Source organism: Aliinostoc maniaoense (genome assembly GCF_058172895.1).
This window is the reverse complement of record NZ_CP187952.1, coordinates 4,422,736-4,436,209: the sequence shown is the minus strand read 5'-3', so window position 1 is coordinate 4,436,209 and position 13,474 is coordinate 4,422,736. Positions and strand designations below refer to the sequence as shown.

At 41.8% G+C, this 13,474-nt stretch carries 9 protein-coding genes; 6 read left to right on the top strand and 3 right to left on the bottom strand.

All coding sequences use genetic code 11. The annotated features are described in order from the left end of the window. Window positions 1–157 precede the first annotated feature (157 nt). From mnmG to ACPZ3T_RS19135, 4 genes are all read left to right on the top strand, one after another. On the top strand, window positions 158–2,077 hold the full coding sequence (mnmG, locus tag ACPZ3T_RS19150) for a tRNA uridine-5-carboxymethylaminomethyl(34) synthesis enzyme MnmG (RefSeq protein WP_490271048.1): 1,920 nt from the start codon (window positions 158–160) through the stop codon (window positions 2,075–2,077). Window positions 2,078–2,380: 303 nt separating this feature from the next. Then, window positions 2,381–3,694 (top strand): hypothetical protein, encoded by a 1,314-nt coding sequence (locus ACPZ3T_RS19145; RefSeq protein WP_490271047.1) that lies wholly within the window; start codon window positions 2,381–2,383, stop codon window positions 3,692–3,694. A 231-nt stretch (window positions 3,695–3,925) separates the two neighbouring features. Then, the gene (locus ACPZ3T_RS19140; protein WP_490271046.1) at window positions 3,926–4,378 is read left to right on the top strand and encodes a hypothetical protein; all 453 of its coding nucleotides are present in this window, start codon (window positions 3,926–3,928) and stop codon (window positions 4,376–4,378) included. Window positions 4,379–4,774: 396 nt separating this feature from the next. Beyond that, window positions 4,775–6,334 carry a serine/threonine-protein kinase gene (locus ACPZ3T_RS19135; protein WP_490271045.1) on the top strand — a complete coding sequence of 520 codons (1,560 nt, stop codon included), beginning with the start codon at window positions 4,775–4,777 and terminating at the stop codon, window positions 6,332–6,334. Between the two features lie 450 nt (window positions 6,335–6,784). Here the strand turns inward: ACPZ3T_RS19135 and ACPZ3T_RS19130 are convergent, their stop codons facing one another. Next, on the bottom strand, window positions 6,785–6,982 hold the full coding sequence (locus ACPZ3T_RS19130) for an NblA/ycf18 family protein (RefSeq protein ID WP_490271044.1): 198 nt from the start codon (window positions 6,980–6,982) through the stop codon (window positions 6,785–6,787). A gap of 595 nt (window positions 6,983–7,577) precedes the next feature. Beyond that, window positions 7,578–9,362 (bottom strand): AAA family ATPase, encoded by a 1,785-nt coding sequence (locus ACPZ3T_RS19125; protein ID WP_490271043.1) that lies wholly within the window; start codon window positions 9,360–9,362, stop codon window positions 7,578–7,580. 779 nt (window positions 9,363–10,141) lie between these two features. On the opposite strand from ACPZ3T_RS19125, the gene ACPZ3T_RS19120 reads away from it, so the two are divergent. Together ACPZ3T_RS19120 and ACPZ3T_RS19115 are read left to right on the top strand one after the other, a co-directional pair. After that, window positions 10,142–11,518: an ATP-grasp domain-containing protein gene (locus ACPZ3T_RS19120; protein WP_490271042.1), complete on the top strand. Its 1,377-nt coding sequence runs from the start codon at window positions 10,142–10,144 to the stop codon at window positions 11,516–11,518. A 134-nt stretch (window positions 11,519–11,652) separates the two neighbouring features. Further along, the gene (locus ACPZ3T_RS19115; protein WP_490277280.1) at window positions 11,653–12,534 is read left to right on the top strand and encodes a succinate--CoA ligase subunit alpha; all 882 of its coding nucleotides are present in this window, start codon (window positions 11,653–11,655) and stop codon (window positions 12,532–12,534) included. Here ACPZ3T_RS19115 and ACPZ3T_RS19110 read toward each other — a convergent pair. Then, entirely contained in the window at window positions 12,531–13,430 is a 900-nt protein-coding gene (locus ACPZ3T_RS19110; protein ID WP_490271041.1) for an aspartoacylase, read from the bottom strand. The genes ACPZ3T_RS19115 and ACPZ3T_RS19110 overlap by 4 nt on opposite strands. Window positions 13,431–13,474 lie beyond the last annotated feature (44 nt).

Sequence of the window (13,474 nt, the reverse complement as noted above, 5' to 3'; positions counted from 1 at the left end):
TAAGTTTTAACTATATTGTGTGATTATTAAAGTATATATGGTTGGTGTTTTTTAATTACTAATTTACATAACGATTGAAATACAAACACATACATCAATACAATCACTGAATTAAGTTAACATTAGTAGTAATTCTCAATTTGCTAATCCTGTACGTATGACCATGCACAATTCCGTTGCCAAAGACGCTTTTGATGTCATCGTTGTCGGTGCAGGTCACTCCGGTTGCGAAGCAGCTCTTGCTACTGCCCGCCTCGGTTGTCGTACCCTGCTGTTGACACTCAATTTAGATAAAATCGCTTGGCAACCCTGTAACCCGGCTGTGGGTGGCCCTGCTAAATCCCAATTAACCCATGAAGTAGATGCTTTAGGTGGGGAAATTGGTAAAATGGCAGACCGTACTTACCTACAAAAGCGCATCCTCAACTCTTCACGGGGGCCTGCTGTCTGGGCATTGCGCGCCCAAACTGACAAGCGGGAATATGCCGCAGTCATGAAAAATATTGTGGAAAACCAAGATAACTTGAGCATCCGGGAAGGGATGGTGACAGACTTGGTTTTGGGTGCGAATGATGAGGTAATTGGCGTAGAAACTTACTTTGGCGTTGCTTTTGAATGTAAAGCCGTCATTTTAACTACCGGTACATTCCTTGGTGGCAAGATTTGGGTAGGGAACAAGTCAATGGCGGCGGGACGCGCCGGAGAATTTGCGGCGGAAGGTTTAACCCAAACTTTGAATCGTCTCGGCTTTGAAACCGGTAGACTCAAGACTGGTACACCTGCACGGGTAGACAAGCGGTCAGTAGACTATAGCAAAATGCAACTCCAGCCAGGGGATGCGGAAGTGCGGTGGTTTAGTTTTGACCCCCAAGCATGGGTGGAACGGGAACAAATGCCTTGTTATATGACCCGTACTACTGCCGAAACCCATCGGTTAATTCGGGAAAACTTGCATTTATCCCCCGTTTACGGTGGTTGGGTGGAAGCTAAAGGGCCGCGTTACTGTCCCAGTATTGAAGATAAGATTGTGCGCTTTGCCGATAAAGAAAGCCATCAAATCTTTATTGAACCGGAAGGACGAGATATCCCCGAACTCTACATCCAGGGGTTTTCCACAGGGTTGCCAGAAAATTTGCAACTGCAAATGTTACGTAGTCTCCCTGGGTTAGAAAACTGCGTCATGCTACGGCCAGCCTATGCGGTGGAATATGATTATTTGCCTGCTACCCAGTGCTACCCAACGATGATGACGAAAAAAATTGCGGGGTTATTCTGTGCGGGACAGATTAACGGCACAACAGGCTATGAAGAAGCCGCCGCCCAAGGACTAGTGGCAGGAATTAATGCGGCGCGGTTTGTGCGTGGTCAAGAAATGATTATTTTCCCCCGTGAGCAAAGTTACATCGGTACATTGTTAGATGACCTGTGTACCAAGGATTTACGCGAACCTTACCGGATGTTAACTAGCCGTTCTGAGTATCGTTTGTTGCTGCGTTCTGATAATGCTGACCAACGCTTAACACCTCTAGGACGGGAAATAGGCTTAATTGACGATCGCCGTTGGCAATTATTCTCTAACAAACAGGCACAAATTACAGCAGAAAAAGAACGCCTCTACGCCACCAGAGTCAAAGAACATGATGAAATAGGAAAAGCGATCGCCTCTGATACCCAACAAGCCATCAAAGGTTCGATTACCCTAGCCGACTTGTTGCGTCGTCCCGGATTTCATTATCTAGACCTGCATAAATACGGACTCGGCAACCCTGAACTTACCCAAGCAGAAACAGAAGGGGCAGAAATTGACATTAAATATTCTGGTTATTTGGCTAGACAGCAAAGCCAAATCGAACAGATTGCCCGTCAAGCCAACCGCCCATTACCACCGGATTTAGACTACACAAAAATTGACACTCTTTCTAAGGAAGCAAGGGAAAAACTCTCTCAAGTCAAACCCCTCACCATCGGTCAAGCAGCCCGCATTGGTGGGGTGAATCCGGCTGATGTCAACGCCTTACTAATTTTTTTAGAATTGCGTCAATCCCAACCAACATCAGGTTTTGCAGCTTTATCTTAACTTGATTTTTATGAAGGGTGAGTATAGTAGATAGTGGGATGGGTATGATAGATGACAACAATCCAGCCTTGGGATCATCAACGATCCCCAATCTGGAGTTGAATTTCATACATCCACCAATTGGTAAATCAGTAAACAGTAAACAGTTACCAGTGTCAAGCAAATCCTGCGGGATTTATACCCGCCACTAACAAATGTTTGGAAAACCGATAACTGATAACTGATAACTGAATAAAAATCCTGATACCCAGGTAAAAGGGGCGGTGTTGCCCCATCCTGGCAACTACCACCCAAAATTTGCTTATGTTAAGAGAAGCTAGCACCAATCTGATTATCCCCGAACCATCAGAAGACCTGATTGTTAACGAGCCTTGGTCAATAGAATTTTATGCTGATGGCTTAATGGATGAACTATTTGCCAGTATTGACGAAATACTTGATGTCAATTTTGATTATCGGCAACCACTACGTCAAGTAGCTGCATCTGGGCGGGACTGGTCATATAACTCTCAGCCCAGAACCTTAGAATATGACCATGTGCAAACCGTAGAAATCCCGCAAATTGTTTTACCCAATACAGCCAAACGTCCTTTACAGACTGTTGCAGCCATTAGCAACAAGCAAGTGAGTTCCGTTGTTATCGATCAACCCCAGATTAAACCCATCAGTCAAGTTACTCAAACAGCTAAACAAACCTTGGGTAAACTCCTGATTACAGGTACAACTATCGGAGTAGCGATCGCAGGTGTATTATATATAGTCCAATCTGGGGTGTTAGTGCTTCTGACTTCTCAACCCACCCAACCAACTGTTTATGTAGCTCAAACACAATTACCAGCAAAACCAGATGTACAGACTGAGTTAGTTAATTACATGATGGGAGCATTAGCCATCATTGATAAAAACGATAGCATAACCCAACGTACAGCCCGTTCCCCAATAGCTAATCGAGTAATTTCTCAGCCGACATCTGTAGCTTTATCTAACAATCAGCCTATCGGTAATCTACCATCACCCCTAACCGCCAACAACACACCACCAGCATCTAGCAACATCACCAATGTTGTCGAGCGCATCTATATCCCGTTCCAACCACCTTCACCCATGCGCTCTGCACTCCCAGTCATTCCCAGTCTTCCTGCAACCTTACCACCAGTTGCCAGCCAACCAAATGTAGTTAAAAATACTTTAGATCAAGTGCCACCAGCCGCTAAACCCAGCACAGTCAATATGTTAGCTGCATCTGTGCGTTCAGACATCAAACCAGTGGCTGTGCGAAATGCCCCTATCAAAGTTCAACAGTCACCCAATTCTTTACCTAACTTGCCAGTTGTTCCCTTTGGTGCAAGTTTACCCAGGCCATCTACCAACGGCGAAGCTGTATCAGTATCATCCCTCTCTGTTACCCCCCCTGCTCCCACCCATACTTTAGAAGGACTGCTAGAGTTGGGTAATAAATCTGTAGCACTGTTTCAAGTCAACGGTGTTAGTCGTCGTGTTCACATTGGCGAAAGTATAGGCTCTAGCGGTTGGACATTAGTAGATGTTAATAACGGTGAAGCTATAGTCCGCCGTAATGGTGAAGTACGTTCTATTTTTGCTGGACAAAAATTGTAACTTGATCTTTTGTGTATCTGCCTTGCTTCCTACCCCCTTGCCTACAGGGTGATAGCTATTTCGTCAGTTGCAAATCCCTGATGAGCAGCGTTTTATACCATTTCTCTAAATCCCGGCTACAGATCATTCTTCCCCTGCCCCCTGCCCCCTGCCGTCTATGTGTAGGTTTATTTTGGAGAATTGGTATTACCTGGCTACGGCTATATTAATTAAGATGAGGAAATATACAAAGTGGCACACACTTTTTTATTAGAGCCAGGACGGTGGGTAATTCAAGGCAGTTGGTTAGAACGGAATGGAATGCCAATCAGTTTTAAGGGCATGAGCTTGATAGCTTGGAATCGAGATAACTGGTTCACCATGGCCACAAAACTCATCTTTGTTGATAGCGATCGCCCTGATATCTGTTTACAATACAAAGGGCGTTTGCACGAAGGTGAACGTCAATATACTTTTTTACTCCACCATAGTCTACTAGGTCAGGTTGAAGGTGAAGGTTGGATTGGTTTAGAAGCAATCATACAACGTTATTGGGTAATTAGCGATCGGCAGCGTCGTACTGGCTTTGAAACTATGCACCGAATTGCAGACGATACATATTACCTCAGTAGCGGTATCATGGCTGCTCACTCTCTCATCAGTACAATGGAAGCCAAATTAAACCTCCAGCCACCGAAGAATTAACAGATTCAGTTAAAAGGTTTGTAGTGAGAACTTTAGTTCTCTCTACGTTCGCATAGCGTCCCGCAGGGAACAAAATCAGGACTAAAGTCCTGACTACGAACTCAATTCTAGTCTTTTAACATGATTTAACATAGTTTGCTTTCTTCATAATATGTAAGTTTTCTGGGCTTAAGTTATCTAGGTGAGAAAAACTGGGCAAACTAACACTAAATCAAAACCCAAGTCCACAGCATCAGGATACATCTACCTCCTTATTTCATTGCACTTTTCTATTCCAAGAGTTATAGCGGATAAAACCCTGACAAAAAAAAGGCGTTCAATTCTATCAACTGCTATAAAACCTACCGGAGAGTTAAGTGTAATTCACAGTTGTTAAACATTGGAGTCGAAGTTTCTATGTCAGACCCCAACATTGGCCGTTTTCTCAGTAAACGCTACCAATTGCAAGCATTAATTGGTACTGGCGCAATGGGTAAAGTATATCGCGCTAAAGATGTCTTATTGGGAGGTGTACCTGTTGCTGTGAAGTTTCTTGCTCTCTCAATACATAATGAAAAGATGCGACTGCAAGATAGATTTGAAAGAGAAGCGAAAACTTGTGCTTTACTAGGGCAAAAAAGTATTCATATTGTTCGGGTGATGGACTATGGCGTAGATGAAAATAAGACTCCTTACTATGTCATGGAATATCTACAAGGGCAAGGGCTTAACCAGATAATTCGACAGCAAAATCTATCGTTACCCCGATTTTTGAGTATGGCACGGCAAATTTGCCTGGGTTTAAAATGCGCTCATGATGGTATTCCAGTTGATGGCTCAGTTTACCCAATTATTCATCGGGATATTAAACCTAGCAATATGCTAGTGATTCAAGATCCCAGTTTTGGCGAATTGCTCAAGATTTTGGATTTTGGTATTGCTAAATTACTACAGGCTAACGGTGATCAGACAAAATACTATTTGGGAACACTAGCCTATTCTTCTCCCGAACAAATGGAAGGCAAAGAATTAGATAATCGCTCTGATATTTATAGTTTGGGTGTGATGATGTTTGAAATGTTAACGGGTAAAATGCCCCTCGTCGCCTCAAGTCACTCTTTTGGTGCATGGTATAAAACCCATCACAATCAAGCACCGCGTAGTTTTACTGAAGTCGCTCCTAGCTTGGTGATTCCTCCAGAGGTGGCAAGTCTAGTGATGAGTTGTTTAGCTAAAAAAGTCAAGGATCGCCCCCAAAGTATTAGTGACATCCTACAAACTTTAGAATCTATTGAACAGCAACATCATCAACAGTCAAGTCCAGAGGAACATCATCCATCTACTGATAGTGTCACTCTTTCACCCGACTCTGAACAAAAGACAAATGGTAATGTGCCATTACAGTTAAATTCAGGAAAGCATGAAATTACTTTCTCAGCTGCTTGGCCAAAAAATAAACCAATTGCTGATATTGTTTTTCCTCAGCCCATCCCAGTTAATGGTGAGATGATACCAGCATTATGGGTAATGCTACCACAACGAGAAATTATTCAACGTCTGATATGTAGCCGTTACAATCAATTTTTGTTTATCACTGCTCCCCACCCCATGATGTTGTGGATTACTGTTCTCTACAATCGCAAATATGGAGCTAAGTGGTTGCCTTACTACCTTGACCTTAAAACCAGTCTCGGTCAAGAGATGGCTAAATTAATGTTGAAAACAGGTTACTATCATTTACTCTTGTTTGCGCGGGAATCACCCCATACCTGCTCTCATGTCCTAGTTACTAGTATTGCCTCGGCTCAATGTCAACGACTACAACAATGGATGCTAGCTGCCAAAACCTTTGTATCTGCGGCTGATCCCCAAATTAGCAAAAACTTGCTCAAACAAGAGTATGAAAAAATTAAACCCCAAATTTTGGCCAAGCTAGATGCAATTGATACTGATTCCGCCTTTGATATCTCTGGCTAGCCAAAACATTTGTACAAGTTATCTCTAACCTATTTCAAACATTGTAAACTTTTATAAACAATATATATTATCTAGTTGTAAGTAGTATTCAGAATAAATATAATAGTCAACAGTGCTGCCTAAATAAGCAAGTGCTTAGTCAAATATAACGAAATAACTCTTCTTGCTTGTTACACTAGTAATGTGTGTTTCGGTCAGCAATGTCAAGTTTCCTATTGGCTTATAAGTAAATTCACAAAATTACTAGCTAAGGGGTTGACAAATCAACCAAACCTAACTTACAAAAGCACGGGGCTTAGAAGGAAGACAAAGTATTATCGGTTGTTCGTGGTAAGTATTTTAGAAATAAGTTGAGTTGCGATTTAAGTTGACGCCCCAGCATCCCCAGCTCCTTTCCTCCGTGGAAGTGAGCAAGAGAAGGAGGTCGCCCACTGCGACATACAACTTACTCTATGCCAAAGTGGAACCAGAATCTAAGCCCCACTGATGCTTAAGCAACTCTTGGTAAGTTGCTTCACGCACGACCATCTGCTCATAGAGCTTGACTAAAAAGTCTTTAGCTTGGTCATGGCTCATGTTCTGTACTTGAGTGGCAAATGAGCGGATGCTGAATTGCTGTTCCAAGGAAAGTTTAATTGGTTGGTTCATAATAGACTCCTAAAAGGCAACGCGTAAAGTTAATTTTGGTAACACCAGTCCTATAAAATAGGTCTAGTTGGGATTTGCTACCAAGTCTCTGTATTAAGAAAGATAACAACTATCTAGACAGATTGCCCATATCCTGAGAGGGGAGATTTAGGCGGGGATTTTCTGTACTAGAACCTAATGAGATAGAACCCAAGTCTGTCTGGACAGGTTTGGGGTGCGTTTTAGGTAGCTAGAATATCTTCCTTCACCTCCAGTTCGTGCATCTGTCTGGAAATTGTCCTTAAGGAACATTGCCAGAGAAGAGTGAACTTGGAAGGTATTAAGATCGCATTATATGCTGCTTACATTATGATGTGCAACATGTCAATCAACTAAATTGTGTAATTTCAGCCGCCAACTGGGAATTTTGGTGGCTAAAAGTATTTGTATCAAGTTGTAAACAGGAAAAATGCTCAGACTGAACAAAATGCTGAGTATATTTACTAAATATGTCTTCTATCCTCTACTTGCTGTGGGATTTTAATGAAAAACTCCACCCACAAGGGGATGGAGTTTTTGGGCTTAGAGCGAAGCGAGGGCATCGTTGCGAATTGATTTAACCTTGTGGGGAACGGATATAAATTGCCTGATTTTGATTGTTGTAAATAAACAAAGGTAGATTGGCGTTTTCACTAATTACTGTTAAAGCTTCCTGTAAAGTTTGCCAGTGGTTGGCAATATCCACAATGGTAGTAGTATTGTTAGTAGTATCAGAGATGCTATTTTGCAGGATTTGTTCATACTCAGGGGTAATTTTGACCATAATCCCCTTTTCATCTACCGTGAAGTTGCAAATTCTCATACCACTAGAACAGGTTTTCTCTAAATCTGCACGGGTTTGCTGCCAAGCATTTTGTAATTGTAGTTTTTCTTGTGCTTGCTTGAGAGATGCTGAATATGGTGCTATGAGACTTTGAGCTTGATTGTAGTACAAGCTATCATTAGAGATTTGTTTAGCAGCCTGTAGAGCTTGTTCCCAATACATGACGGCGGCTTGCCATTGTTGTTGTTGTTCGTAGGCTTTGGCTTGTTTGGCAATATTGGTAAGTTGTTGGTAGCTTTTAGCTCCTAGTTCTTCTATGGTAACGCGATCGCGCGCTCTGGCTAATTTAGGTTTATATTCTAGTAATAGCTGTTGTGCCTCTGGGTATGCGGGACTACTTTGGGGAATCACATTCAAAGCATTTACTACTATTTGCCAAGTGGACTGTACTTTTTGCAAATCTTGAAAACTTTTAGCCGTGGTTTCTCGCCTGGTAGCCACAACCGCCACAGCTTTGGCATCCATGAGTTTTTTCTGCCATTTTTCTTGTGCGACTATTTGCTGATTAACGGTTTTTAAATTATTGCGATACCTAACTAATCTAGGTGAAATCAGACGGTAAAGCTCATTATTGGGATTAACTAATTCTAACGGTGCGATCGCCTGCCGCCACAGATTTTGTCTAGCTTTTAATTCCTCTTGGCTATTGGCAGGTGTTTGCATTTTCTGTTCTGCTGCCGCCGCCGTTTCTAAAGCTTTTAGCACGTGAGTAATTTTTTCGGACTGTGCAGACAAACTCGACTTAAGTTCTTGTGCCGGTTGATAATGGGGAGACCACCAGGGAATAACTCTTAAGTCCGCACTGATAGTTTCTAGCTGCTTGGTAATAGCAGCCAATTCATTATCTGACTTAGCACGGCTGATAAGCTGTCTGTACTGGGTTTTTAGTTCCTTGGCGGCTTCAATTTCCCTACACTCAGACATGACACAAGGACGAGTCAGTACATAAGCACTCCCACCCCCCAATAGCACAACTCCCAGCAAAACCACACCCAGAAACATCGGTGAAATTGGTCGGTGGCGTGGGGTTGTTAATAAATCTGGTGTACCCGCCAAAGGGTCAAACACTTCTTCTGCAATTTCATCTCCAGTATGACTAACTCCTGATGAATAAGCCAGGGGAAACTCTGCCGATGAGAAAGGCACTGGTTCTTCAGCTAGTTCATCTTTCTCGCTTTCCTGATGTTCCTCATAGACGGGGGTTTCTACCTGCTCATGACCCTGCATCATCAGGGAACGTTTAGCATAAGGAAGTTTTTCCCCCAATATTCTCAAAAAACAGCGAATTTTTTGCTCCCGATAAGGTGCTAAGGACTGAAGAACTTCCTCAATCACAGCAAAAATTTGTTCTGTGTCAACATTTATACTAACCGGATGTTGAGCAAGAATCATCAATTCGTCTTTGTTGACAGCACACTTAATCTGAAAAGCTTCACCAGATGGGACTTCTGCTAGGAATTGTTCCTGCAAGGTTCTGTCTAAGATTTGCAAATCTTCCTGCTGGACTGCTACTGTCATAGAGCTTTCCTGCTGGTTATCTATATTATATTTTTTATCTTTGAGCGACCCCGATGAAGGTTGCTCATGGATTGAATGCAGATGCACAGTTTAACCAACCATAATCATAAAATCCAATAGACCAACTTTTTAACACACAATTTGCAGTTGTCACCAAAAATTCAATACTCAACGGCTCAATATAGTAACTTGGCCTGAGCAACACTACTAGACACCCGACCCTAAATTTTATAATCTGAGCTTGAGTAGAAATTGCAGAGCAAAATTGGGAATAATAAAAGTTTTGATTTGTTAATAATTGATTAACTTTTGCTTATTAAATTAATTGCATCAGCATTTTGATTACTCAATGCTCAGGGAACACTAGAAAATAAATTATCCCAACTTGACGGTCAAAAACCGGGTTTTTTGTCAGAAACCCGGTTTTTAACAGGTATAGTTAGGTTTTCTCAAACTAACGCATCCTACATTTTGGATAGTTTTTGATCTGTAATTCCCTCAATTCTCCATCGTGATATAAAAAAGTTGGCAGTAAAAGCTAGTTTGATTATATATTAGTAAATTTACTGATATTATCCATGATGAACGTCCAACACAACACTCAGGAGTTAGTGCTAAAAATTAAATGTCGTGTATTGACTAGATTCGATAGAATTGATACTTGAAAAATAAGTTTTTATAGTAGGTCAAGGCTTGATTATCTAATTAGGGTGCAATCAAAACCGAAAAAACAGCACCAAAATAATTCTCTAAAAGTATAAATATCAGGTGCGTAACCTATGGATTTATTGGAATATCAAGTTAAAGAATGGTTTGGGGAAATAGGCATTCCGGTATTGCCCTCCCAACGGATAGACCATCCGACAGATTTAAAACGGTTGAAAATTCGCTATCCCATTGTGTTGAAATCGCAAGTACACGCTGGAGACAGAGCGAAAGCCGGAGGAGTCAGGATTGTGGAAACCACCATTGATGCTGTTGCGGCTGCCCAAAATATCTTTAATTTGCCTATTTGGGGCGAATTACCAGAAGTTGTGCTAGCAGAATCTAAGTATGATGCAAGTCAAGAGTTTTATTTAGCAGTCGTTTTAGATACCGCTATTTGCCGACCCATCCTTTTAGGTTGCCAAGAACCGGATGTTGACTGGGAACTAGCCGGGGAAAAAATGCAGCACGTTGTTGTAGAACAGGAATTTTCCCCTTTTTATGCTCGTAGGCTGGCTTTAAAAATGGGTTTGCAAGGGACACTGATGCAGTCGGTAAGTACAGTTTTAGAAAAGATGTATCAGTTATTTATTCAGAAAGACCTAGATTTAGTGGAAATTAATCCCTTAGCCATCAATAAATCTGGGGAATTGATGGCACTCAATGGTAAAGTCAGAGTGAATGAACGGGCAATTGGGCGACATCCCGAAATTGCGGCTATGGCAGCCAAAATCGCCCATTATCAGCCCAAAAATTCCCGGTTTGGTGAGTGGGATAGTTTAGCGATGCACGGCAGAATTGGGATTTTAGGCAATGGTACAGGTTCAATGATGGCAACCTGTGATTTAGTGGCTAGTGCGGGCGGCAAACCAGGGATGTGTTTAAATCTCCGGCACGCTTCGATTATAGATACATCACCGACTACGTTTAGCGATCGCTTAATTAAAGGTTTAAATATCCTAGCTGCTGATCAAACTATTCAGGTGATACTGATTAATCTTCTCGGTAGTATTCCCCAACCTGAAGCCGCAGCCACAGCAATTGTTGATTTTGTCTTAGGCCATCAAGGGGAAGTGTCATCATCGATAGTACGCACTAATGGCAGTAAACGAGAGCATACGTTGCCAAAGTTAGTGATTCGTCTAGCTGGTTCAGAATTGAAGGCAGCTAAAGACGTTTTAGCACCATTAGAAACTAATTATGATGGCTTGATAGTAGTGGAAAATTTAGATGAAGCTGTGGCCGCCGCCGTTAGTCTAGTCAAATCACCCGCCTATAAAAAGGAGAAGAGCAGGGGAGCAGGGGAGCAGGGGAGCAGGGGAGAAAAACCATCTACAAGAGATGAATCAATTCAAAATTCAACATACCCTTCTCCTATCGGAGACGCTACGCGAACCGTAACGCCAAGGGCGAACAAAATTCAAAATTCAAAATACCCTGCGGGAAGCTAAAGCTACAAAATTTTGGCACTAAATACAGCCACCCTTTGTGGTTGGGGTGTTTCAGCTTTCATAAATTTCCCCATGCCCAATGCCCCATGCCCCATGCCCTTAACCCAATTCCCAATTCCCAATTCCCATTTTTTATGAACTTAACCCCAGATAGCAAAGTTATTATTCAAGGCTTTTGTGAATTTATCTCAGCCACTCATATTGCTCAAATGAAAGCTTATGGTACAAATTTAGTGGCTGGTGTTGATCCTGGATGTGGTGGACAGGTAATTTATGATCTACCAGTATTTGACTTGGTAGAGGAAGTAGTAGCAAAATTTGGCACAATTGACACCACAATTATTTGCGTACATCCCTATCAAGTTCTGGATGCAGCTTTAGAAGCGATCGCCTGTGGTATCAGTCAGATTATCATTATCTCGGCGGGTGTGCCACCTTTAGATATGGTGCAATTACTCCGCAAAGCCGAAACCGGTGAAACTCTCGTAGTCGGCCCCAACAGTCCCGGAATTATTGTGCCAGGAAAGATTCTTTTAGGCACACAACCAAGTGAATTTTATACCCCTGGTTCAGTAGGAATCGTGAGCCGTAGCAGCACCCTCACCTATGAGGTAGCTTGGGAACTCACAAAAGCAGGTTTGGGACAATCAATTAGTGTCAGTATTGGCAGTGATGCCATTGTCGGTTCTTCCTTTTTGCAATGGCTGCAAATATTAGATGAAGATGATACAACTGAGGCAATTGTTTTGGTTGGTCAACCAGGGGGAGGTAGTGAAGAAACCGCCGCCAGGTACATTGCTGAAGCCATTGATAAACCAGTTATAGCTTACATCGCAGGTAGACAAGCACGACCCGGCAAAACTTGGCGACAAACCGGCACACTAGTCACTGTTGTTGGTCGTCCACCCAACTTCGGCACTGCACAAAGCAAAATCACAGCCTTTGAAGACGCAGAAGTGCCGGTGGCAGAACGTCCTTCTTTAATTCCTGAATTATTGAAAAAGGCGATTAGTTAAATATTGACTGTGCAATTGTCAATAGTCAGTTCTTGTTTTTCGGTGATACACAGAGCAATTCCCTTTTCGTAATAGGCAGCTTCGTTAATAAAAATGGGGTAAACTGTTGATGTGCCTGTGTAGGCGATCGCTTGACCATCAAATGTTAAAAATATCGGATCACCCGGATGCAGTGGTTCATAATCACGAGACTGTAATTGAGGGTGAATCATCGCTTGAATTTCCCCTTGTTCATTTCTGGGATAATCTATAGCACCTAAAAATTTATACAGTGTGAGTGTATTTTTGACTGCCAAAAAATCACCGCTATTATATTTTTCTAAATAATCTAAAATTTCATAAATCAAATTTTCTGTATTTTGAAATAATTCGGCATCTAATACACCCTGTGGCACAGCACCGACTTCAATGACAAACCCTAACTCACTCAGGGAACGGAGAAAATTACTACCTTCTTCTGGTATGGTATGACAAACCTTGACTAAAGGATTAATGGCACTCAAATAAGCAGCTAATTGTAATAAAAACGGATGTTGATTGCCTAAGATAATACTCAAGCCCATGTTAGCAGTTGTACTGTGTAAATCAATAATGACATCTGCCTTAGTTTGATCATCTTCACCTAAAAGTTTCGATATATTTTTCGCCTGAATATCTTCATAACTAGACAGGGTACTATTTTGTAAATCTTCTGTGAAAAAACAACGATTTAAATCTTTTTCTATATAGCGTCTACCTGCGGCAAAGGCTTGGGGATTGCCTAGTAATGTCAATATTTCAAAGCTGTATTTTTGAATAAATTGGGGAAATTTTTCAAATTTTTTAATCAGAAATGCACCTGTAAATTCATTGCCATGAGTTCCACCAACAACAGCGACACGATTAATTTTAGTCATAACATCTTTACCAGAAACCCATCCCCTAGGAAAATAATTATTTT

Bases quoted from the DNA above. Each gene is read 5' to 3' on its own strand.
- mnmG (WP_490271048.1), top strand. From the start codon at position 158: ATGACCATGCACAATTCCGTTGCCAAAGACGCTTTTGATGTCATCGTT.
- ACPZ3T_RS19145 (WP_490271047.1), top strand. From the start codon at position 2,381: ATGTTAAGAGAAGCTAGCACCAATCTGATTATCCCCGAACCATCAGAA.
- ACPZ3T_RS19135 (WP_490271045.1), top strand. From the start codon at position 4,775: ATGTCAGACCCCAACATTGGCCGTTTTCTCAGTAAACGCTACCAATTG.
- ACPZ3T_RS19130 (WP_490271044.1), bottom strand. From the start codon at position 6,982: ATGAACCAACCAATTAAACTTTCCTTGGAACAGCAATTCAGCATCCGC.
- ACPZ3T_RS19125 (WP_490271043.1), bottom strand. From the start codon at position 9,362: ATGACAGTAGCAGTCCAGCAGGAAGATTTGCAAATCTTAGACAGAACC.
- ACPZ3T_RS19120 (WP_490271042.1), top strand. From the start codon at position 10,142: ATGGATTTATTGGAATATCAAGTTAAAGAATGGTTTGGGGAAATAGGC.
- ACPZ3T_RS19115 (WP_490277280.1), top strand. From the start codon at position 11,653: ATGAACTTAACCCCAGATAGCAAAGTTATTATTCAAGGCTTTTGTGAA.
- ACPZ3T_RS19110 (WP_490271041.1), bottom strand. From the start codon at position 13,430: ATGACTAAAATTAATCGTGTCGCTGTTGTTGGTGGAACTCATGGCAAT.